This window comes from Geobacillus sp. 46C-IIa (genome assembly GCF_014679505.1).
Taxonomy (GTDB): domain Bacteria; phylum Bacillota; class Bacilli; order Bacillales; family Anoxybacillaceae; genus Geobacillus.
This window is the reverse complement of the sequence record NZ_CP061474.1, coordinates 1,552,511-1,575,488: the sequence shown is the minus strand read 5'-3', so window position 1 is coordinate 1,575,488 and position 22,978 is coordinate 1,552,511. Positions and strand designations below refer to the sequence as shown.

18 protein-coding genes are annotated in these 22,978 nt (G+C 54.8%); 7 read left to right on the top strand and 11 right to left on the bottom strand.

What is annotated here, in order from left to right; genetic code table 11:
* Window positions 1-104: 104 nt before the first annotated feature.
* The 5 genes from yidC to IC803_RS07805 form a co-directional block, all read right to left on the bottom strand.
* Window positions 105-854: a membrane protein insertase YidC gene (yidC, locus tag IC803_RS07825; RefSeq protein ID WP_081207315.1), complete on the bottom strand. Its 750-nt coding sequence runs from the start codon at window positions 852-854 to the stop codon at window positions 105-107.
* Between the two features lie 42 nt (window positions 855-896).
* Window positions 897-1,160: a hypothetical protein gene (locus IC803_RS07820; protein ID WP_081207314.1), complete on the bottom strand. Its 264-nt coding sequence runs from the start codon at window positions 1,158-1,160 to the stop codon at window positions 897-899.
* An 80-nt stretch (window positions 1,161-1,240) separates the two neighbouring features.
* On the bottom strand, window positions 1,241-5,404 hold the full coding sequence (locus tag IC803_RS07815) for a tetratricopeptide repeat protein (protein WP_081207313.1): 4,164 nt from the start codon (window positions 5,402-5,404) through the stop codon (window positions 1,241-1,243).
* Window positions 5,405-5,781: 377 nt separating this feature from the next.
* The gene (locus tag IC803_RS07810) at window positions 5,782-6,534 is read right to left on the bottom strand and encodes an alpha/beta hydrolase (RefSeq protein WP_081207312.1); all 753 of its coding nucleotides are present in this window, start codon (window positions 6,532-6,534) and stop codon (window positions 5,782-5,784) included.
* A gap of 80 nt (window positions 6,535-6,614) precedes the next feature.
* A complete protein-coding gene (locus IC803_RS07805; protein WP_081207311.1) occupies window positions 6,615-7,118 on the bottom strand; it encodes a metal-dependent hydrolase in 504 nt (167 codons plus the stop codon).
* Between the two features lie 172 nt (window positions 7,119-7,290).
* Between IC803_RS07805 and IC803_RS07800 the strand changes: the two genes are divergently transcribed.
* From IC803_RS07800 to narI, 4 genes are read left to right on the top strand one after another with little or no spacing between them, the layout of a single operon-like run.
* Window positions 7,291-10,977 carry a nitrate reductase subunit alpha gene (locus tag IC803_RS07800; RefSeq protein WP_081207310.1) on the top strand — a complete coding sequence of 1,229 codons (3,687 nt, stop codon included), beginning with the start codon at window positions 7,291-7,293 and terminating at the stop codon, window positions 10,975-10,977.
* Window positions 10,967-12,439, top strand: a complete 1,473-nt coding sequence (gene narH / locus IC803_RS07795) for a nitrate reductase subunit beta (protein ID WP_081207309.1) — start codon at window positions 10,967-10,969, stop codon at window positions 12,437-12,439. The genes IC803_RS07800 and narH overlap by 11 nt, the downstream gene beginning before the upstream one ends.
* 51 nt (window positions 12,440-12,490) lie before the next feature.
* The gene (narJ, locus tag IC803_RS07790) at window positions 12,491-13,066 is read left to right on the top strand and encodes a nitrate reductase molybdenum cofactor assembly chaperone (RefSeq protein ID WP_081207308.1); all 576 of its coding nucleotides are present in this window, start codon (window positions 12,491-12,493) and stop codon (window positions 13,064-13,066) included.
* Window positions 13,042-13,746 (top strand): respiratory nitrate reductase subunit gamma, encoded by a 705-nt coding sequence (gene narI, locus IC803_RS07785; RefSeq protein WP_081207307.1) that lies wholly within the window; start codon window positions 13,042-13,044, stop codon window positions 13,744-13,746. The genes narJ and narI overlap by 25 nt, the downstream gene beginning before the upstream one ends.
* A 252-nt stretch (window positions 13,747-13,998) precedes the next feature.
* Here the strand turns inward: narI and IC803_RS07780 are convergent, their stop codons facing one another.
* From IC803_RS07780 to IC803_RS07760, 5 genes are all read right to left on the bottom strand, one after another.
* Window positions 13,999-14,529, bottom strand: coding sequence for a hemerythrin domain-containing protein (locus tag IC803_RS07780; protein ID WP_081207306.1), 531 nt, complete (start codon window positions 14,527-14,529; stop codon window positions 13,999-14,001).
* 77 nt (window positions 14,530-14,606) lie between these two features.
* Window positions 14,607-14,774 (bottom strand): hypothetical protein, encoded by a 168-nt coding sequence (locus IC803_RS07775; RefSeq protein ID WP_158083277.1) that lies wholly within the window; start codon window positions 14,772-14,774, stop codon window positions 14,607-14,609.
* Window positions 14,775-14,790: 16 nt separating this feature from the next.
* Window positions 14,791-15,585, bottom strand: coding sequence for a uroporphyrinogen-III synthase (locus IC803_RS07770; protein WP_081207305.1), 795 nt, complete (start codon window positions 15,583-15,585; stop codon window positions 14,791-14,793).
* 103 nt (window positions 15,586-15,688) lie between these two features.
* Entirely contained in the window at window positions 15,689-15,937 is a 249-nt protein-coding gene (locus IC803_RS07765) for a hypothetical protein (protein ID WP_081207304.1), read from the bottom strand.
* 296 nt (window positions 15,938-16,233) lie between these two features.
* A complete protein-coding gene (locus tag IC803_RS07760) occupies window positions 16,234-18,600 on the bottom strand; it encodes an immune inhibitor A domain-containing protein (protein WP_081207303.1) in 2,367 nt (788 codons plus the stop codon).
* A gap of 416 nt (window positions 18,601-19,016) precedes the next feature.
* On the opposite strand from IC803_RS07760, the gene IC803_RS07755 reads away from it, so the two are divergent.
* Complete coding sequence (locus tag IC803_RS07755) at window positions 19,017-20,321, top strand: ATP-binding protein (protein WP_081207302.1); 1,305 nt, start codon at window positions 19,017-19,019, stop codon at window positions 20,319-20,321.
* Between the two features lie 207 nt (window positions 20,322-20,528).
* Window positions 20,529-21,278, top strand: a complete 750-nt coding sequence (map, locus tag IC803_RS07750; protein WP_081207301.1) for a type I methionyl aminopeptidase — start codon at window positions 20,529-20,531, stop codon at window positions 21,276-21,278.
* A 215-nt stretch (window positions 21,279-21,493) separates the two neighbouring features.
* Here map and IC803_RS07745 read toward each other — a convergent pair whose 3' ends face one another.
* On the bottom strand, window positions 21,494-21,895 hold the full coding sequence (locus IC803_RS07745) for a secondary thiamine-phosphate synthase enzyme YjbQ (RefSeq protein WP_081207300.1): 402 nt from the start codon (window positions 21,893-21,895) through the stop codon (window positions 21,494-21,496).
* 88 nt (window positions 21,896-21,983) lie between these two features.
* Between IC803_RS07745 and IC803_RS07740 the strand changes: the two genes are divergently transcribed.
* Window positions 21,984-22,961 carry an MBL fold metallo-hydrolase gene (locus tag IC803_RS07740; protein ID WP_081207299.1) on the top strand — a complete coding sequence of 326 codons (978 nt, stop codon included), beginning with the start codon at window positions 21,984-21,986 and terminating at the stop codon, window positions 22,959-22,961.
* Window positions 22,962-22,978 lie beyond the last annotated feature (17 nt).

The window sequence follows — 22,978 nt, the reverse complement described above, 5'->3', positions numbered from 1 at the left end:
GGTCAGTAGCCGCAGCTCGATCGATGAACTTGCCAAATAAAAAACAATCCCCCGTTCCTTTTCATTCGAAAAGCGAAACGGAGGATCGTTCCCGTTCGTTGCCCTTAGCTGTTTTCCGCTGCCTTTGCCGCTTTCAGCTGGCTGCGCAAAATGAGCGATTGAATGATCGAGAAGCAGCCGCCGACGACCCAATAGAGCGACAGCGCCGACGGAACGGAGCTGGCGCCGATAAAAATCATCACCGGCATCATGTACGACATCATCGCCATCTGCGGCATTTGTTCTTGTGTCATCGACGGCGACAAGCGGAGCGAGATAAATGTCGTCAATGCCGCCAAAACCGGCAAAATGAAATACGGGTCGCGATGGCCGAGCTCGACCCATAAGAACGAATGCGTTTTAATTTCTTGCGTCCGCGAAATCGCGTAATAGAGCGCCATAAAAATCGGCATTTGGATCAACACCGGCAGACAACCGCTCGCCGGATTGACGCCATGCTTTTGGTACAGCTGCATCATCTCTTGCTGGAGCTTGCGTTGTGTTTCCGGGTCTTTGCTTTTATATTTTTCTTGCAGCTTCAACAATTCCGGACGCAGCTTTTGCATAGCCATCGAGGTGCGGAACTGCTTCAGAATGAGCGGCAGCAAGCAAAAGCGGACGATCAGCGTCAGCACGATAATGGCGATGCCGTAATTGTCGCCAAACCAATGGCCAAGCGTCAAAAGGAGCTTTGACAGCGGATAGACAAAGTAATGGTTCCAAATCCCTTGGCTATGTTCGTCGATCGGTTCGTTGCGGCTGCAGCCGGAAAGAAGCAAGGCAACACCAAGCAACACAACTAGCCATTTTTTCATGAAAAGCCCTCCTTGATCGTGTCAGAAAATGATCCGATTTCATCAAGGAAGGGACCTTCCATCCTCATCTGTCCGGTTCGTCCGTTCCCGGATCGGGATTTTCCGCCGCTGCGGCAAAAACGGCGGGCGCGATGGAAGCGCGATAAAGCCCGTAGCCGCTCCCGCCCGGCACTCGCGAATCGCGGTCAATGCCGATCCGTAAGACAGCGATTTCGTCACCCGACGTATGCCCATATAGCCTTTAACGATGACAAGCAGCACACCGACAAGCGACATGTATGAAAGCAACTCAATCGGCGCTTCCATGCGTTCCCCCCTTTCCGCCTGACGATTCTTCTCTTCTCATAACAATAGCAAACTTTCTACAAAAAGAAAAGCGATCGTCCTTATAGCCGTTTCATTCGACGAAACGCCGGTTCCTCAGCCGCCAGCGCGGCCAACTCCCCGCTCTCATCGGCCGCCAGTGCGCGATCAAGCTCTTGCTTCGCCTCATCAAAACGCCCAAGGAGCGAAAGATAGCGAGCGCGCTCGTACTGAAGGCGGACGTCTTCCTCCGCACCAACGCACCGGTCGACGGCCGCCAGCGCCTTGTCGAGACGCCCCATTTCTTCGTACATCGCCGCTAGGTGCAGGTGCCATTCTCCGTCTTCGGAATACCAGTGGGCGCATCGTTCCCAAAGCGCTGTCGCTTCTTGCAAGCGCCCCGTTTCCTCATATCGTTCGGCAAGCAAGAAGAGCGCGCCGCGGGAGAGCGGCTCTTCAGCCACGATCGCCCGCAGCTGCCGTTCGGCTTGTTCCTGCCGCCCGTCTTGAAGCCAAATGACGGCCTGCAAAACGCGCAGTTCGACATCATCGGGATCATCGGCGAGCAGCCGATCGAGCCACGTTTGCGCTTCTTGGCGTTGTTTGGCATCGTCAGCCGCCAACAAATGCTTGACAAATTCACGCGCCAGTTCAGGCTCCCAACCGCTCGCCAGCGCCTTGCGCCACATTTTCGCGGCATCGTCCTCCAGTTCAACCGCCGCATAAAAGCGGGCCAGCTCAGCATACGCTTCCGCGTTTTCACGGTCAAGGCCGAGCGCCTCTTCGTACAAATCAATGATGGCGGAAAACAACGAAAACTTCCCGGCCCATGCTTTCATTTTCGTCCACCACCGCCCCGGCATTTCATCCATCCGTTGCAGCTCCTCTTCCCAATGCGGAAGAAGAGCTGCGGCAGCACGCACATATATCGCGCTTTTTCTCTGGCGGTCGGCCTGCAAACGCTCCAGCCGGCGGCGCAGCCGCGCCAGGCCGCGTCCGCTTTTTGGAAACATGGCGATGTAAGTGGCATAAAGCGATTCATCGCCCGGATACTCGGCCATCAATTGTTCGAGCATCTCTATCGCTTCTTTCGCTTTTCCTTCCCTCACCATCACTTTGGCGTAATGATGAAGCGCCTCGCTATCGTGTGGAGCGAGCGAGAGCGCCTTTTCCACCGCTTCTTTCTCCCGCTCGTTCTGCCCGAGTGCTCCATATACATAGCCGAGGTTGTCATAATACCACGCCTCCCCAGCCTGCCGACGGGCGTCAGCCAGCGCCGAAAAGAGCGCAGAAGGTTCGATGAGCGCCGCCATCGATTCGATATCGGCGCGCAGCGGGGCAAGGCGGACCGCTTGAAGCAAATGGGCGCACTGCTGCTCCTCCTTTCCTTCTCCCCCATATAACACAGCCAAACGAAAATGGCAGAGGGCGAATGACGGATCCGCGCGGAGACACGCTTCATAATGCTGTTTCGCCTCATGAGCGCGCCCAAGTGAAGCGCACAGCTCCGCGAGCCGGAAGAGCGAAAGCGGGTGGCCCATGGCAGCGGCCTCTCGGTATACAGCCATGGCCTTAGACGGCCGGTTTTGCCGCTCATAAAGAACGCCGAGGGCACAACGAGCCGAAGCAAGGCGGGGGCGATCGGCAACGAGCCGCTCCAAAAAGAGACGGCCGCGTCTCGTGAGCGACGGGGTGATCAACTGGCCGATGTAAAACTCGTACGCCTCTTCCGCATCAAACTCGGCAAGGCGCAGCCCTTCCTCGAGCCATGACAGCGCCGTCCCGCGCCCCTTTTCATCGTCGGCAAAGCCGTAAGCCATCAGCCATTTGCCCGCATTCAGCCAATACTCGCTGTTGTTGGCAAAACGGGTGCGCAGCTCGGTCACATGCCGTCTTGCCGCCTCTCCGCCCCCGCGCTCCACCAAGGCCGAGGCCAGCCCAAGATGAGCGAACACGTCATCCCCATCCAAGGCCAACGCCTGCTCATAGCAGGAAGCGGCCTTTTCTGCCTCTCCTTCGTCCATATAGAAATCGCCAAGCCGAACGTAAAGCGGCGCCAATCGTTCCACAGCGGCAACCCCTTCGTTGAGCACCGCTTTCGCCTGTGTTCGGTTGCCATCATCATTATACAAGTCGGCGAGCATGATATACGGGTACGGCTCCCTCGGATCAAGCGCCTTGGCAACAAGAAAGCCGCGCTCGGCCTTGCGCCGGCGGCCAAGTTCTAGATCGCAGCGGGCCCGCTCATACCAAAGATGGGCGTCGCGCCGCTCGCGGCGCACGAGGCGGTCAAACCATTCGCGCGCTTCAGCGAAACGCTTCGCGTGGAATAACAACACGCCATGGTTCGTTTCGATAAACAGATCGCCCGGGTACAAGCGAACCGCCACCTGCGAGCAAATGAGCCCTCGTTCCGTATGGCCGGCATACACCAAAGCGAGCGCCGTGTAGCTCCACACTTCCGGCTGATCCGGGTCAAGCTGGAGCGAGGCGCGAAAATAACGGGCCGCTTCTTCATACCGGCTCATAGAGAAGGCAATACGGCCGCGCAAGTAATGGTACAGCGGACTTTGCATGTTTCCTTTTGCCTGTTTCAGCACCTGTTCCGCCCGCTCCATTTCTTGTGTATAAACATAAGCTTTCGCCGCTGCAAGCAACAAATCGTTATGTTCTGGATACTGCTTCAAGACGCGCTCCGTATAATCCAACACAAGCGGCTTCGCCTCATCGCTGCCAAAATGCTTCATGACATACAGCCATGTATACGGAATGTGCTCATGCCGGCGCAAAAAGGCGACAAACGCATCGAAATGCGCCTGTTCATCTTCATCCATCTTTTCCGCAAAGGCATGAAGTTCGCGAAAATAGCGATCTTCCTCCTCGGGAAGCTCGGCGGCAAGCGCCGCTTTTTCCCGGGGAAGCGCAACAATCGACAAATAATGCGTCCCGGCGTACCACTTTTCAAGCTCTTCTTCCGGAACGACAAACGGGTCAAATACGTTCGGGTCTTGCACGTAAAACGCGGCGAGCCGTTCATCATAGCCAAACAGCACTTGCACGTGCGACGACTGTTCATAATCGACGCTCAAAAGGACCGGGACTCCTTCATCGATGAGCCGCTTCCAGCGCGGTGGCGAGCCGATGAAAAAGCGGCAAACAAACCCGAGCTCCTCCAAATAATGAACGGTCGTTGACAATTTGGAACCACGCACATCAAAAATCTGTTCGGCCACCTCATCTTGCGTCCGAGAAGCGCCAAGTACGCGAAGCATCATTTCAACGCTTGCCGGCACGCAATAGTTATGTTTTTGCACAACCGGAATAAGCGGCAGCACGACTGCGCGCTCCTTTTGCCGTCCGAGCGCGCGGGCATACGGCGTTTTTTCAAGCTGCGGCTCGGCCCTCACCAATGACTCAAGCTTCTCCCATTCTCCAAGCTGATCATACAGTTCAGCGCGTAAATGGGTGAAATAACGGCGATGCATATGAAGCGGATTCAAGCGGTCAAGCTCCTCCATCGCCGCCAGCGCCTCACGGTAAGCACGAACATCACGCAAGCGGCGTGCGCGTTCCGCGTAAAACGACAACACTTGCGGGAAACGCCGCCTTCCCTCCTCAAGAACGGCCAGCGCCTCGTGATGACGGCCATCAAGCGCATACAGGTCAGCGAGAAGCAAATAGCACATATCGCCGCGCTCCGGATCGTCCAACCCGGCCCGGACCGCTTGCTCCGCCCGCTTCCGGTCGCCGGTTTCAATGTAAAAATAGCCCCATTTGTCATGGATCGGCACCGTCTCATAACGGGCGACTACACCCATCCATTCACGCGCCTCATCGGCCCGCTGCATATCGAGCAGCGCCCGCACGAACGCAAACGCCGCTCGGGCGATCGCTTCATCGGGCTCATCCGTCTTGCCTTCAAGCGCTTTGGCAAGACGCGGCGTGAGCGCTTCTTCAACATCGAGCGGCCGGCGGTTCTCGAGCCATTCGTCGCACACCCAAGCCAACGTCTGCAGCGTGTTCAACTTCCGGTGGGCATAGCGGGCGACAAGTCCGCTATGGCGGTACATGAGCGCATAATCAAACAACCGGATGAGCGCCCGGAACGGTTCGATGCTGTCCCATGACGCCAACAGCGGCCGCCATCCAAACGGCCCGACCTTCTCTAACTGCGGCCGCACCTCAGCGAGGGCGTCCACAATTCGTTTTTCTTCAACGAGCGATGCGATGTATTCAATACGATTCATGCAAACAAATCTCCTTTATCATTTTCCGGCAAAAAGCTGCCGCCTTAGGGAATATATAGGTGGCGAGCGGTAGAAGATGAATGTCGACCGATCTCATCAAAACCGCTGATGTTTCGAACTAATACACGATCCTGTCTGTGTACATTGTTCTTTGAAATAAGAAAATAGAGAAATTAAGAGGCAATCTAATCTTCTCTCTTCCTTCAGTAATAAGTTTAGAACAAGCCTCCAAAAACGGCTATATGTTTTTTTGGGAAAATAACGACAAAAAACAAGAAATGACCCACCCTGTTTTCGATAGAATGGGCCGCAAGCAGGCACATGGATCATCCCAAACCGAGCCCTCCACTTCTCAGCGTGAGCGTAGGCGGGAGCGTTCAGTCGACATGTTTTGCAAAAAATTGAAGTGACCGTTCGATGATCGTCTGCTGGTCATAATCCAATGTTGCCACATGATAACTGTTGTGAAGACGAACGATCTCTTTGTCCGTCGATTGAATGCCTTGAAAAATGATATCGGCATTCCCGGGCGGCACGACATGGTCTTCATCGGAAACGAAAATCAACGCCGGGCATGTAATGCGTCCAAGCTCTTTTTTCACATGTTCCATCAATTGAGCCAGCTGAAGGAGCGACGCCGTCGGCGTTTTTTCGTACGACAGCTCTTTCACATCGGGATTTTTCAAGTCCGAACCGATCGAGTCAAGATACCTCGGCACTTCGCCCCCGCCCATCATCCCAGCGGCGATGGCCGGGATATCGACAGCAGCGTTAATCGGCACGATGCCGCGGATTTCTGGGTGCTGTTCCGCCAAATAAAGCGTGAGCGTCCCGCCCATCGACAGCCCGGTGACAAAAATGGTTTGGCATCGTTGTTTCAGCCATTCATATCCTTCCTCGACCGAGGCAATCCAATCGTGGAACGTCGTCCGTTCCATGTCTTCATAGTGCGTCCCATGCCCTTTTAAGCGCGGCAGACAAACGGTATAGCCGGCTTTCGCATACGCTTCAGCGAGCGGACGCATGCTGTGGGGCGTGCCCGTGAACCCGTGCGACAACAGCACCCCGACCGGCCCATTTTCGGCGTAAAACGGCTCCGCGCCAGGCAGTACGGGATATCGTTCATTCATTTCGCTCTCCCCCTGTCCATTTGTTTTCTGCGAAAATAGATATTCGACGCTCCGCCCTTTTTCCCTCCTTTTCCACTCGGTCACCAAAGGGCCAAAAGCGACCGCCACCATTCGTAAAACAATCCGCTGACGCCGAAATAAACGAAGCCGACCCAGGCAGCGGCAACGAACACCTTTTCCATCCCTTTTCCCGTCCGATAGAGCGGCACTTTCCACCGCTTTGAAGAAAACGGCCAAAACAAAGGCACCCCTTGGACAGAAAAAAAGTCTTCGATAATGTGAAATAAATAGCCAAGCACGACCCCGGCGGCAAATGGCGACGCCGATTCGCGCCAGATGGCGGCGGCGAGTATCCCCCAAACGATGAGCGAATGTGTCATGCCGCGATGGCCGAATGCTTCTTTTACTTTACTCGCGACGCCAAATGAACGGCGGCCGACATATGACGACGGCTCATCAATGTCAGGAAGAAGGCTGCCGATGACAAGCCCCGACGTATAAGCAGCAGTAAACGGAAGCGCCGTATACACCGTCGCCGTCGCCCCAAGGCATAAGGAAACGATCACGTGACTTGAATACCGCAACAAGCATCCCCTCAAACTTCCATCGTTTCCCTCATTATACCATAACAAAGAATATTTGTTCGTTTCTTTGACGAATTTGTGACAATGCCGCTAGGTGTGACAAAGTTAACATCGCGTTATTGACATCATGGCTATAGTTAAAAGTACACAACGCGAATAAGGAGTGAAGCAAATGAAACGAAAACGATCTCCGCTCACCAACCGTTTCAAATATATTCGGCCGATCGAGCGCCAAGCCGACGGCCATAGCGAAACAACCCACGGCGACCGCGCCTGGGAAGACGCGTACCGCCGCCGCTGGCAGCACGACAAAGTCGTCCGCTCGACCCATGGCGTCAACTGCACGGGGTCGTGCAGCTGGAACATTTACGTCAAAAACGGCATCGTCACCTGGGAAGGGCAGCAGCTCGACTATCCATCGACCGGGCCGGATATGCCGGACTTTGAACCGCGCGGCTGCCCGCGCGGCGCGAGCTTCTCGTGGTATATGTACAGCCCGCTGCGCGTCAAATACCCGTATGTCCGCGGCATCTTGCTTGACATGTGGCGCGAGGCGCTCTCCCATCATCCAAACAATCCGCTTGAGGCGTGGAAAAGCATCGTTGAAGACCACGAAAAAGCGAAACGCTACAAACAGGCGCGCGGGAAAGGCGGATTCGTGCGCGTCAGCTGGGATGAAGCATTGACGCTTGTCGCCGCTTCTTTATTGTATACGGTCGTTAAATACGGCCCGGACCGCAACGTCGGCTTCTCCCCGATTCCAGCGATGTCGATGGTCAGCCATGCTGCCGGATCGCGGTTTATGCAGCTGTTGGGCGGCCCGATGTTAAGCTTTTATGATTGGTACGCCGACTTGCCGCCGGCATCGCCGCAAATTTGGGGCGACCAAACGGACGTGCCGGAATCGAGCGATTGGTACAACGCCGGCTACATCATCACGTGGGGCTCAAACGTCCCGCTCACCCGAACGCCGGACGCCCACTTTTTAGCGGAAGTGCGCTACCGCGGCACGAAAGTCGTGTCCGTCAGCCCGGATTACGCCGAGTCGACGAAGTTTGCCGACGATTGGCTGTCGGTGAAACAAGGAACGGACGGCGCTTTAGCGATGGCGATGGGGCACGTCATTTTAAACGAATATTATGTCAAACGGACGATCCCGTATTTTGAACAATATGCCAAAACGTACACCGATTTTCCATTTGTCGTCACGTTAAAACAAGACGGCGGCGCATGGACGGCCGGCCGCTTCTTGTTGGCGAAAGATCTTGGCAAACAAACCGGAAACGCCGAATGGAAACCGGTCATCTATGACGAGAACACCGGCACGTTTGCCGTGCCGAACGGAACGATCGGCACGCGCTGGGAAGACAAAGGAAAATGGAACTTGCGCCTTGTTGATGAGGAAACGGAACAGCCGCTTGAGCCGCGCCTGTCATTTTTAGGAAGCGAAGATGAGGTCATTTCGATAAAGCTTCCGTATTTCACCGCTGAAGGCGGAAAAACGATCGAACGCGCGGTCCCGGTGAAAAAAGTGCACACCGAAGCGGGCGAAGTTTATGTCACGACCGTCTATGACTTGATTTTGGCCAACTACGGCGTCGACCGCAGCATTGGCGGTGTCGTTGCCCGCTCGTACGATGACGAGGTGCCGTTCACCCCGGCGTGGCAAGAAGCGATCACCGGTGTTGACCGCAAACTCGTCGTGAAAATCGCCCGCGAGTTTGCCGACAGTGCGATCGACACGAACGGCCGGTCGATGATCATCGTCGGGGCCGGCATTAACCATTGGTTTCACTCGGATACGATTTACCGCGCTGTGCTGAACCTTGTCCTGTTCGTCGGCGCTCAAGGCGTCAACGGCGGCGGCTGGGCGCATTACGTCGGGCAAGAAAAGCTGCGCCCGGCGGAAGGATGGCAGACGATCGCCACCGCTCGCGACTGGGTCGGACCGGCGAAACTGCAAAACGGCACATCGTTCTTTTACTTTGCGACCGACCAATGGCGCTATGAAGAGCGGCCGATCGATGAGCTCGTCTCGCCGCTGGCCAAAAAAGCGCGCTATTCGCACCCTGGCGATTACAACGTTTTGGCCGCCCGGCTCGGCTGGCTGCCGTCGTACCCGACGTTTAACAAAAACGGCATCGAGCTGTACAACGAAGCGGTCCGCCACGGAGCCCGCACGCCGGAAGAGATCGGCGCCTATGTCGCGAAACAGCTGAAAAGGAAAGAATTGCAGTTTGCGATCGAAGATCCCGACAACGAGGCGAACTTCCCGCGCAACTTGATCGTTTGGCGCGCCAACTTAATCTCGAGCTCTGGCAAAGGGCACGAATACTTCTTAAAACATTTGCTTGGCACGACGAACGGCTTGTTAAACGATGACCGCGACAGCCTGCGCCCGGAAGAAATCCGCTGGCGCGACGAAGCGCCGGAAGGCAAGCTCGATCTGCTTGTCAACCTGGACTTCCGCATGGCCGGCACCGCGCTCTACTCCGATGTCGTCCTGCCGGCAGCGACATGGTATGAAAAACATGACTTGAGCAGCACGGATATGCATCCGTTCGTTCATCCGTTCAATCCGGCCGTGCCTCCGCTCTGGGAAGCGCGCTCGGACTGGGATATTTTCAAATCGCTCGCCAAAGCCGTATCCGATGTCGCCAAACAAGCCGGCTTGAAGCCGATGAAAGAAGTCGCCGCCACCCCGCTTTTGCACGATACGGCGCAAGAGCTGGCGCAGCCGTTTGGCGAGGTGAAAGACTGGAGCAAAGGCGAAACCGAACCGATCCCGGGCAAAACGATGCCGAACATTCACGTCATTGAACGCGACTATACGCTTCTTTACGATCAAATGACTGCCTTAGGTCCCAATGTCGCCCGCCAGCCGATCGGCACAAAAGGGATCGCCTGGACGGCGAAAGAGGAATACGAACAGCTGAAACGCCGGCTTGGCACCGTCCGGCGCGCCTCGATCGCCGATGGCTGCCCGGACATCAGTGAAGCGAAAAAAGCGGCTGAAGCGATTTTGACGCTATCATCGACTACAAACGGAAAAATGGCCGTCAAGGCGTGGGAAGCGCTCGAGAAAAAGACGAATTTGGAGCTTGCCGACTTGGCGAAAGAACGCGAAGAAGAGTGCTTCACATTTGAACAAATCACCGCCCAGCCGAAAACGGTCATCACGTCACCGGCATTCAGCGGCTCAGAAAAAGGCGGACGTCGCTATTCACCGTTTACGACGAACGTCGAACGGCTCATCCCGTGGCGGACGTTGACCGGTCGGCAGTCGTTTTACATCGACCATGAACTGATGCGCGAGTTCGGCGAAGCGATGGCCACGTTCAAACCGGTCTTGCCGCACCGTCCGTTCTCGAACAGACGGCCGACGGAAAACGGAAAAGAAGTCGTTTTAAACTATTTGACGCCGCATAACAAATGGTCCGTTCACAGCATGTATTTCGATTCGCTGCCAATGTTGACGCTGTTCCGCGGCGGGCCGACCGTCTGGATGAACAAAGACGACGCAGCCGAAGCCGGCATTGCGGACAACGACTGGATTGAATGTTTCAACGAAAACGGCGTCGTCGTCGCCCGCGCCGTCGTCTCGCACCGGCTGCCGCGCGGCATGGCGTTTATGCACCACGCGCAAGACCGCCATATTAACGTGCCGGGCACGAAGCTGACGAACAACCGCGGCGGCACGCACAACAGCCCGACGCGCATCCATGTGAAACCGACGCATATGATCGGCGGATACGCGCAATTAAGCTACGGATTCAACTATTACGGACCGACGGGCAACCAACGCGACTTGTTCGTTGTCATCCGCAAATTAGAGGAGGTTGATTGGCTTGAAGATTAAAGCGCAAGTCGGCATGGTCATGAACTTGGATAAATGCATCGGTTGCCACACGTGCAGCGTCACATGCAAAAACACGTGGACGAACCGTCCCGGCGCGGAATATATGTACTTTAACAACGTCGAAACAAAGCCGGGGATCGGCTATCCGAAACAGTGGGAAGACCAAGAGAAATATAAAGGCGGCTGGGAGTTAAAAGACGGCGAATTGCGGCTTAAGTCCGGCTCGAAAGCGATGCGGCTCGTCAATTTGTTCTACAACCCATACCAGCCGACGATCGATGATTACTACGAACCGTGGAACTACGACTACGAAACATTGACGAACAGTCCGCAAAAACGGCATCAGCCGGTCGCTCGGCCGAAATCGTCCATCACCGGCGAATGGATGGAAGTATCGTGGGGACCGAACTGGGAAGACGACCTGGCCGGCGCCCATATCACCGGTTTGCGCGATCCGAACGTTGTCAAAATGGAGCAGGCGATCCAAGCGGAATTTGAGGATGTCTTTATGATGTATTTGCCGCGCATTTGCGAACATTGCCTCAATCCGTCATGCGTATCGAGCTGCCCGTCGGGCGCCATGTACAAACGCGACGAGGACGGCATCGTCCTCGTCGACCAAAACGCCTGCCGCGCTTGGCGGTATTGTGTCACGAGCTGCCCGTACAAGAAAGTATATTTCAACTGGCAAACGAACAAAGCGGAAAAATGTACGCTCTGTTTCCCGCGCATCGAAGCCGGCCTGCCGACCATTTGCTCGGAAACGTGCGTCGGCCGCATCCGCTACATCGGCGTCATGCTGTATGATGCGGATCAAGTGAAAGAAGCGGCGAGCGTCGCCGATGAGAAACAGCTATACCACGCTCAACTGGATATTTTCCTTGATCCGAACGATCCGACCGTCATCGCTGAAGCGAAAAAAGCCGGCATCCCGGATGAATGGATTGCCGCGGCGCAGCGCTCGCCGATTTACAAAATGATCGTCGATTGGAAAATCGCTTTGCCGCTGCATCCAGAATACCGGACGCTGCCAATGGTATGGTACATTCCTCCGCTGAGCCCGATCATGAATACGATCGAAGGAAAAGGAAGCAACGCGAGCGCCGATGACATCTTCCCAGCCATTGATGAAATGCGCATTCCGATCGAATATTTGGCGAATTTGCTGACGGCGGGCGATACAGCGCACATCCGCACGACATTGAAAAAAATGGCGGCGATGCGTTCGTATATGCGAGCGAAACAAACGAACAAACAGCCGGACATCCGCCTCATTGAGTCGCTCGGCTTAAGCCGTGAAGACATTGAAGAGATGTACCGTTTGCTCGCGATTGCCAAATACGAAGACCGCTTCGTCATCCCGGCATCGCATCGCGAGGAAGTCGCTGACCTCTACGCCGAACAAGGCAGCTGCGGGCTTGCATTTGCCGGCGGTCCAGGCGCCTGCGGCACGCTTTCATGAAGGCGGGGCCGTGCCCCCTTCCTCTTAAACAACAAAAATGGAGGATGCATGATGAACAGCGAACAACGGCAAACCGTCTTTTTATGTGTGTCCTATCTGTTGTCCTACCCGGACGAACAGTGGGCTGAATCGCTTCCCGACTGCCTCGAGGCCATCCGTTCGCTCGAGGATGAAACCGTCCGTACACCGCTTTTGGCAGTGGCCGAACAGCTTGCAGCCACCCCGGCTCGAGAGCGGATGGAGCAATATGTCGAAACATTTGATTTCGGCAAAAAAACGAATTTGTATCTTACGTATATGACAAACGGTGAACAACGCGAGCGCGGAGTCGAGCTCGTCGCCTTAAAAGCGCGCTACGAGGCGGCCGGATTCGCCGTCTCCGACCGCGAGCTGCCCGACTACTTGCCGCTCATGCTCGAATTTCTCGCCTATGCGGAGGAGCCTCATGCCATCTCCTTGCTCGCCGATTATGCCGGCCATATCCGTGAAATCGGCGAGCGGTTGGCAGCCGCCGGCAGCCCGTACGTACAGCTATTTGAAACGCTCGACTTTACCTTTACCCAACTCGGCGTCACGCCGATCCCGAAAGGAAGTGCAACGGCATGGCTCGTCAATTTCTCTGGGTGATCGTTCCTTATTTGTCGCTTGTGCTCTTTATCGCTGGCCATATTTGGCGCTACCAGCGCGATCAGTTCGGCTGGACATCAAAATCAAGCGAACTGCTCGAAAAACGGCAGTTGCGCCTTGGAAGCCTTCTCTTCCACTGGGGCATTTTGTTCGTCTTTGTCGGCCATGTGATGGGCATTCTCATTCCGGAACCGTTTTACACGGCGTTAGGCGTTACGGAGGAGATGTACCACTTCGTCGCCTTAGCAGGCGGCATTCCAGCTGGCTTGGCGGCCTTCGTTGGTTTAGTGATCCTTTTCCGCCGCCGCCTCACGGTAAAGCGCGTGCGGGCGACAAGCAGCACCGGCGATTGGGTTGCTCTTGGATTTTTGCTCGCTGTCATCGCCAGCGGGCTGTCGTCGACGTTTCTGAACATCGATTCGCACGGGTTTGATTACCGGACGACAATCGGCCCGTGGTTTCGCGGCCTTCTTACGTTCCGTCCGAACCCAGCTTATATGGAAACGGTGCCGCTTTGGTTTCAGATTCATATTCTCGCTGCGTTCGGTTTGTTCGCTGTCTGGCCGTTCACCCGCCTCGTTCACGTGTTCAGCTTTCCGCTCCGTTATTTGCAGCGCAGCTACGTCGTCTATCGGAAGCGAATGCCAAAACAAACAGAGCCGTTCAACCGCGCCCAATAAGCGAGCGGCGTACGTCACATCAGGAACCCTAAACAAGGCAACCATTGAACAGGCGGGGGCAACTTGCCCCCGCCCCTTATATTGACTCGCAGTCGGCCTGTCAACTTTGACGGCGGCGGAAACAAAAAAACGTGCGCTTCCGCATATCCTAACGATCATGCATAACAACCTGCCAACAAGACCGCACCGCTGAATGAACGAATAAACAAAAAACGGGGTGCCCATCGTTTGGGGCATCCCGTTTTTTGTTCGCTACTCATGAATGCGCGCAAACAGCTCCTCTTTCTCCGCATCGGACAGCAGCCGCTCGGCCATCGGAAAGAGCACGTTCTCTTCTTTCATGAAGTGCTCATCCAAAATGTGATGCGCCTCGATGACCGCACCGGCAAGCGTCAACACCTGCCCGCTGTCGATGTTCTCCGGCAGCTGGGCGGTTTTTTCTAAAAACATGGACAGGCGCGCTTTCGCCTGTTCATGTTCGTATTCCATGACGGCGATAGGTCCGGTCGTCCGCCCGATGTACCGAGCCATCATTGGGAACAATACGCCTTCTTCCCGCTCCGAATGCGGATCTAAGGCGGCGACGAACGATTCAACTTTTTCCCTTAAATCGGCAAGCGGCTCACGCCAGTTGCGGTCATCTGTCCCTTGGCCGATCGCCTCCGCTGCGACGAGCACCTGCTCCATTTGGACGCGCAGCGGGCCGTGTTCTTGTTTTAATTGCGCCAAGCCAGCGCATAGTTTCACCCCTTCAGGGCCGCCCATATGGCAAAATGAATGCATTCTCCATTCCTCCTTTTTATGAGCCGTTCGTTGTCTGCATTATACCGTGGACGGCGCCTTCGCCGTTGTGAGCCATATCACATCAACAGGTTGTTGATCAAATCATCATCGCCCATATGCGCCCCGATCGTCAGGGACCGTTTCGGATCGGCCGCTGTCGGGAACCCTTCTTTACATGGATCGATAAACGCCTGCACCGTTTCCCGATCACGGAAATAATGCACTTTCCGTTTCTGGTAAAACAAAAAGCCCCAACGGGGCTTATTGTTGAAAATAACGGGCGAGCGTCATAATCATCGCTCCCATCCGCTCATGTTCCGGGGCGATGACGCGGCTGACTCCTTCTTCCTCGAGCGCTTCTTGCGTCACTTTACCGACAGCGCAAGCGACGACATCGGTGCGGAACGCCTCAAGCAGCGGGGTGATGTCTTGTTTCTCGCGGGCAAACGAAAAGAAAAAACGGACTTGCATCGCCGATGTAAAACAGACGGCGTCGACCTCACGCCCGATGATTTCGCTGTATAGCGCCTCGAGCGTCTCCCGATCCGGGGCGACATGCCGGTACGGGAATAGTTCTGTATACGATGCGCCGCGTGCAAGGAAAAATTGCTTTAAGGCCGGCGCGGTGTCGCCGTACAGCTGTGCGACGACCTTCTTGCCGGCGAAGTCGTGCGCACCAAGGGCGCGGATCAGCCCTTTCGTCGTTCCGTCCTCGCTCGCTGCCGTTGAGATGATGCCGATCTTTTTTAACGCCGCCGCCGTTTTATAACCGCGGGCGGCGACACAAGCGTTCTCGATCGCTCGCTTCCACTCGGCCGCGATCCCTTCTCTTTCGGCTGTTTCCCAGAGCACCTCAAACCCAATGCCAGTCGTAAACACGATCCAATCCGGCCGCATCGCGATGATCGACCGCATTTCCCCGCCGAGTTCACTTCCTTTGAAAAAAACCGTCCCTTGTGCGGGGCGAATGACGGCCGTTCCTCCTTGCTTTTCAATGAGCGTTGTCATCTCGCCCAACTTGCGCGAAGCACATAAGGCAATCCGTTTGCCGCGCATCCGTTTCCCTCCAGTCGTCCATCATTTGTCTTTTTCATTCTAAAGGATCGCTCCCACCTATGCAATGAAAAAACACGCACCCAAAAAGGCGCGTGTCACCGTCTTAGCGAGTATGTACGATGGCTTCCTCTCCCCGGCGGTCAAACGAACCGGTGATGCGCGTCGGCTGCACGGAGATGATCCCATCTAGGGGAATGTTCATCAACCGCATTTGCCGATTGTAAACAAACAGTTTGCGCGCTTCCTGATACAACTTGACCGGCAGCACGACCGCTTCCCCTTGCGCTGTTTGCACGCGCACTGGCTGCTTCTGGGCAATCCACACCGAAAGCTGCTGGCACAATTCCTTCATTCATTCGCTCCCCTTTCTCATCCATTCCTACTTATGATTATAAAAGGAAAAGACGGAAAAAGGGGTGAAGAAAAATCAACAAATTCAACGAATGAATGACAAATGATGTCGAGAACCATCGTTAAACGTTTTCCGCTTTCGATCAACCGGACGCTATCTTCGTTTTCCCTACATCAGCTAAAAACTCTCTGTTCTTTGCGAAAGGAGCAAGGTAGAAACTTCCGAAACGGTTCAGTGCGCATCTAGACAAAACGGATGCCCCGTTGCCTTCGGGACACCCGTTTTTGCGCTTCGAATCAGCGGTAAATCAATACACGCGCCGCAGTGCGGTCGGCGCTTTCACCGACGACGCGGATTTTCAAGCCGTACTCCGGCACGTTCCGTCCGGCGTCAACAGCTCCTTTGTTGTGGTACGGTCGGCTGTCGTCAAAAACCGTCAGCGGCGATGTGTCGTTGTCGATCAGCTGCGAGCCGTCAATTTTAACGCGGAACGGCGCGCCTTTTTGCAAACTGAACGCCGCATCATGCACTTGATAGCGCGTCGAGGCCACCGTATTGCCCGACCATTTCAACGCGTGTTGATCAGCGTCCACAACGCCGAGGAACCCTTCGCCCGGATGGATGCCCGTCCAGTTGTTGTCATATGACTCATCGACATACCAGACAACAAGACCCGGATCGTACGACAGCAGTTGATCGCCACGCAAAATATGGGCCAGTCCTTCATCGACGCCGCGATGGTTGCGCCACTCGAGCAAGTAGTAATGTTTCGAACGCAGCGTGCCATCGCTTTTCGCAAAACCGTTCAACGCGAAGGCGCTCTCCCCCTCCGCTCCGTCCGTAAGTACGGCCGTTTTGTCCGCCGTCACTTGAATATTGTCAATATACCAGCCGGCTTCCGATACATACACATCGGTCACATAACGGAAACGCAGCTCAACCGTTTGGCCTGCGTACGCCGACAAATCAAATTCTGCTTTCACCCAACCGCCCGATGCGCCGGTAATGCCGTCGCCTGGATTTTGCCCGTTCGGGTTGTCGGTCGTTGTAATATTTCCTGAAACAGTGACCCATTGGCCTGAACCTTGCTCCTTCACTTCCACCACGCCGTAATCCCAATCTTTCTCAATGGCGTACCATGTATCAAACGTCAATACCGCTTGTGATGCGCCGGTCAAATCAATCGTCGTGGACATGGAGCTGTTCAAATTGTTCCCCTTGCCGGAGAAGTACGCATAGGCGCCGGCAGCTGGAGAAGCGATGACGGTTTTCTTGTCCGGCAAGTTGATGCGCACCGCATCGTTGTTTGTTCCTTTTGTATTGGCTTCATCCAATACCACCTCTACCCCTTTTTCCGTCACTTCATCCCATTCGACGGTCGTTCCGTGCAGCCAGTTGCTTCCCGGCATAGTTGACTGCAAAAACTGTTTCGCCCAGGCGCTGAAGCCGGTCGGCTCGGTGCCCGGAATGCGCCCCGCCCAGCTGCCGCTCGACATGATGGACCAATACGCAATCGGTTCGCCCAATCCGGAGTAAATCGTATCGTATTCATCCGGCAGCCCCAAATCATGGCCGTATTCGTGGGCAAACACTCCCGCCGCCCCATCAGCCGGCTCGACCGTATAGTCATAAGCCGCCAGTTGGCCGCGCCAATACGGCACCTCAGCCGTCGTGTTCGGAATGCGGTATACCGATCCTAAATTCCAACGGTGCGACCAAATGGCATCGCCGCCAAGCGAACCGCCGCCCGCCTCTTCACCGACGCTCGAGTGGATGATCATTAAATGGTCGATCAAGCCGTCCGGCTCACGGTAGTTGCCGTCGCCGTCCAAATCGTATCGATCCTCTTGGTCAAACTCGCGCAAGTTAATGGACGGATCGTTGGCTGCCGCCGCCAGCGCTTCACGCACAAGCGCGCGCGGGTTCGCGTCGTTCCCATCCGGCGCCGGCACATTGCCCCCGTAATAGTTGGCAGGATGCTGGGCTTTGTACCAGCCGGCAACCTTTCCTTCAATAGAATAGCTGCCGCCTGATTGCTCTTCATAATACTTTTTCACCGAGATGAGTTTTTCGCCGTTCGGTCCTTCGTAATAGCCGTCATCGCCGCCAAAAATCATGTCTTCATAGTGCTCGCGTGTATAGTCTTTGTAATACATGTCTGTTTCATTGGGCTGGATGCTGTTGTGCGGAAAATCCGGATATTCGATGAGCAAAACGAGCACCCGGTCGACTCGCTTGTCTCCGTTCCACGGCTCTGGTTGGACGGACGGCACGGAAGTTGTCTTCGATTGGCCGAGTTTTTTCCCTTTCCCATTCAGCACGCCGTTTGTCTGCTGTTGATCCTGCAATGCTTTGGCCCGCTTCTTCTCGTTTTCGTACAGTTCTCCCTTCTCCCGCGGCATGTGGGCCGCCTTTTGCCGCAAATACTCGCGCACCGCCTGCTCCGCCTCAGTCGGAGTCGCATTGGCGCGAAGCGTTCCGTTTCGTTTTAACATCTCCGCCAACTTTTCTTCGTTGGCGATCGCGAAATCGACCGGCCCTCCTTGCTTCACCGTCGGAATCGCCGCCGCGTTGGCCGCTTGCGGCGCTTTTGCCGGCGCTGCCCACAGCCCGATTCCGAGCGACAGCGCCGCTGTCAATGAAAGAATAGATCGTTTTTTCAAAAAGACTCTCCCCCAATCAAAAAATTAGTAGAATTCTATATAATTAGGCTCTTCACCAAAAGTTGTACTTGATTTTTTCTGAACATACCCTATTTACGCTTGTGTGGGGAAATCAGCAAATCAGTGATTTTGGCATATCCTTGTGCAGGAAACCGTATTGCTTGTCAAGTACATGTTGTGGTGAAGAGTCTATAATTAAAATATTATACAATATCTAGCAAAATGAAAGAGAACTTTTTCACAGACACAAAATAGTTCTTTTTACCTACCGTTGTCGAAAAAACAAGATTTATATCAAAAAAAGGCTATGAATTCTGCCTTAACATCCCGGGCACTTTCCGGTTACAATGTAATATATTCGCAGTTTTTGTAGAAATTCGTGCTGCGCAGCTGACGATGGGAAAGAAGGTGTCGCGATGCTTAGTATTTTCAAAGATTTTTTACTCAACTTATTTTTTATTCTCCTGCCGGTGTTTCTCGTCCCGTTTTGGACGGAACAAGAAAAAGGACCGAAGCGCCTCCGCCTTTATTTGCCGACCGCCTGCTACGCTGCCGTGATCGTCCTATGCATCACCCTTCCGGTCGGTGCAGAAAGCAACTTGATTTTCGATTTGCGGCAAATCCCGCTTTGGCTCGGCAGCTTGTATGGCGGATCGGGAGCGGCGGCATGCCTAGCGATCGTCACCATTGCTTATCGCTCTTTATTTGGGGGAATCGGCATCTTGATCACCGCCGTCGTTTCCATCGCCATCGCAGTAGCAAGCCGTTTATTGGCTAAAACGTTTGCGCAGCTGCCAGCTAAACAACGAACGTTGCTGGCGACATTGCTCAGCTTCGCTTCCGGCCTGTTGACGGTCGCCATGGCAGGGTGGATGGCTCCCTCCGATCGTCCCCCGCTTTCCGTCTCGCTCATTTTTTTGCTTGTGCAGCCAGCAAGCATGTTTATCGTTTGCGCTTTTCGAGAGATGGTGCACCATAATATCGCGTTGCGTAAACGGATTATTCGTGCCGAGAAGATGGAAGCGGTCACCCATTTGGCGGCCTCGATCTCTCATGAAATCCGCAATCCGCTCACCGCGGCCCGCGGGTTTATCCAGCTGATTGAAGAGCAGCCGCTCGCCGCTGATAAACGGCGCCAATATGCGCGCATCGCCATGGAAGAGCTCGACCGGGCTGAAGCGATCATCACCGATTATTTGACCTTCGCGAAGCCCGCGCCGGAAACGACGGAAAAACTGAACGTCAAGTTCGAAATCGAACGGGTCGTCGACATCATCCGCCCGCTTGCCAATATGAATTGCGTCGATATGAAGACAACGCTTGCCCCTTTTTCGGTCATCGGCGAGCGCGAAAAATTCCGCCAATGTTTGCTCAATGTCATGAAAAACGCCATTGAAGCGATGCCAAACGGTGGGACGTTGCAAATATACGTCTCGATCGACAATGGGTGCGTGCTCATTCGCATCGCCGACACCGGCGTCGGCATGACGAAAGAACAGCTTGAACGGCTGGGCGAGCCGTACTTTACGACGAAAGGAATCAAAGGCACCGGCCTTGGAATGATGGTTGTGTACCGCATCATTGAATCGATGAACGGCACGATTCGAATCGAAAGCGAAATACATAAGGGAACGACGGTATCGATTTATTTGCCGCTCGCTCCGTCCCCATCCCCTTCTCCGATTTCCGATAAGGAAAAACAGCTGTTTGCCGCGCTGTAAGCATGATTAGAAGCGGCCGTAAAGACTCCTCCTTTTCGTTGAAAGCAAGACGGCAAAAGCATGATAATCGTTGTCAAAAAGGCTGCCTCCGTTTTTTCGGGCATCCTTTTCATCTCTTCGCTTGTTTCGGCGCGGTTTATCACCGCCGCTGTTTTTGTTACAATACTATAGGAATGGAAACACATCGAGAGAAAAGGAGACGTTGGCATGATTCACGTCAAAACAGAACGGGAAATTCAATTGATGCGCGAGGCTGGGAAACTGCTCGCTGCCTGCCATCAAGAAATCGCCAAACGCATCGGACCGGGGGTGACCACCATGGAGATCGACCGGTTCGTGGAGACATTTTTGGCCAAATACGGAGCGAAGGCGGAACAAAAAGGATACCGCGGCTATCCGTACGCCACATGCGCTTCGGTGAACGATGAAATTTGCCACGGATTTCCGCGCAACGAACCGCTCAAGGAAGGCGATATCGTCACGATCGATTTTGTCGTCAACTGGCGCGGGGCGCTCGCCGATTCCGCTTGGACGTACGCCGTCGGCGATGTCGGCAAAGACGTGCAAAAACTGTTGGAAGTGACAGAACAATCGCTGTATAAAGGAATTGAACAGGCCGTCCTCGGCAACCGGATCGGCGATATCGGCCATGCCATTCAAACGTACGTCGAATCGCACGGGTTTTCCGTCGTCCGCGACTTCACCGGGCACGGCATCGGTCCGACAATTCATGAAGAACCGTACATTCCCCATTTTGGTGAAAAAGGAAAAGGAATGCGCCTAAAAGAGGGGATGGTCATTACGATCGAACCGATGGTCAACATGGGAGCTTGGCAAAGCAAAATGGACGCGAACGGCTGGACGGCACGAACCATCGACGGCTCGTATTCGGCGCAATATGAACATACGATCGCCATTACAAAAAACGGACCGCTCATTTTAACGACACCGGCGTAACGGTAAAAGAGGGTGTCCCAAAAGGATCGGGACACCCTCTTTCGCCGCTATATATACGTACTGACTGTTTCTGCTACACTATATGTTGTTCCTATCTTAAAGACAGACAACCTTTTGGGTCAGCCCTTCTATCCATAATTGGCCCCCCTGCCAACCTACCAACGATCTCTCCGCCCTATTCTTTATCTTTTGTTTACATAATACAATTATGGTTGCTATCCTCCGATCACCTTCACATACAACGTCCGCTGGCGCGGCCCATCGTATTCACAAAAATACACACCTTGCCAGCGTCCAAGCAGCAGCCGGCCTTCATGAATAATAACGTGCTGCGACGCGCCAACCGTGCTCGCCTTCATGTGAGCAGCCGTGTTTCCTTCCATATGGCGGTCAAGCGGATGCTCCCACGGATACGTTTCATCAAAACGGCGCATCATGTCGCGCTTGACATCGGGATCAGCGTTTTCGTTAATCGTGATTCCTGCCGTCGTGTGCGGACAATAGACGATCGCCACTCCCTCTTCTACGTTAGACTGGCGCACTGTTTCCTCGACAAATGAAGTAATCTCAATCATTTCATCCCGCTTCGCCGTGCGGATCGTAAAGGAACGAAACATCGATTCCACCACCTGAACAAAGATTTTGTACCGGAAAGCAATGTTTGCTACTCTAATTATAGCGCAAAAAAACAAGGGGAGAAAAACGATGCCGAAACGGTACGAAAATTTAGATAACGTATCGACGCAAAAAGCGTGGGCCGATTTCCGCCGCTGGCAGCGGGAACGGAAACAAAAGCAAAAAGACTTGTCGTACGTCGTACCGCACGCCGTGCCGCCGCAATGGAACCGGCTTCATCATCCGAACGGACGGCCGCAGCTTTGTTGGATCGGCCATTCGACGTTCGTCGTGCAAATGAACGGCATCACGATCATCACCGATCCCGTCTGGGCGAAGCGGATGGGAACGGCCAAACGCCTGTCAGCCCCGGGAGTACCGCTTGAGGAGATGCCATCCGTTGACGCCGTTTTGATCTCCCACGGCCATTATGACCATTTGCATTTCGGCAGCCTCCGCCGCTTGCCCGGTGATCCGCATGTATTCGTTCCGGTCGGCCTCGGCCGCCTGCTCCGCCGCCGCGGCTACCGTCATGTCACCGAATTGTCATGGTGGCAGACGGCCTCCTTTCACGGCGTATCGCTCACGTTTGTTCCCGCCCAACATTGGACGCGGCGAACGCTTTGGGATACGAATACGTCGCACTGGGGCGGATGGGTCATTGAGGCAGACGGCGCACCGACGGTTTATTTCGCTGGCGACAGCGGCTATTTCCGCGGCTTTCGCGACATCGGCGAGCGGTTTTCAATCGACTATGCCCTCCTGCCGATCGGCGCGTATGAGCCGGAATGGTTTATGGGACCGCAGCATACGACGCCGGAGGAGGCGGTGCAGGCATTTTTCGATTGCCGCGCCCGCCTGTTTGTCCCGATGCATTACGGGGCGTTCCGCCTCGCTGACGATACGCCGAAAGAAGCGCTCGACCGCCTATGGGACGAGTGGCGGCGGCGCGGGTTGGACGATGCCCGCCTCCTTTGCCTGAAGCTTGGCGAGGTGGTGGACATTGCCGCCCAACTAGCCGCATGCGGGGGATTCGGGCGTGCTGAATCGGGCGGAAACAAGCCATAAAGCCCGCCGCTCTGACA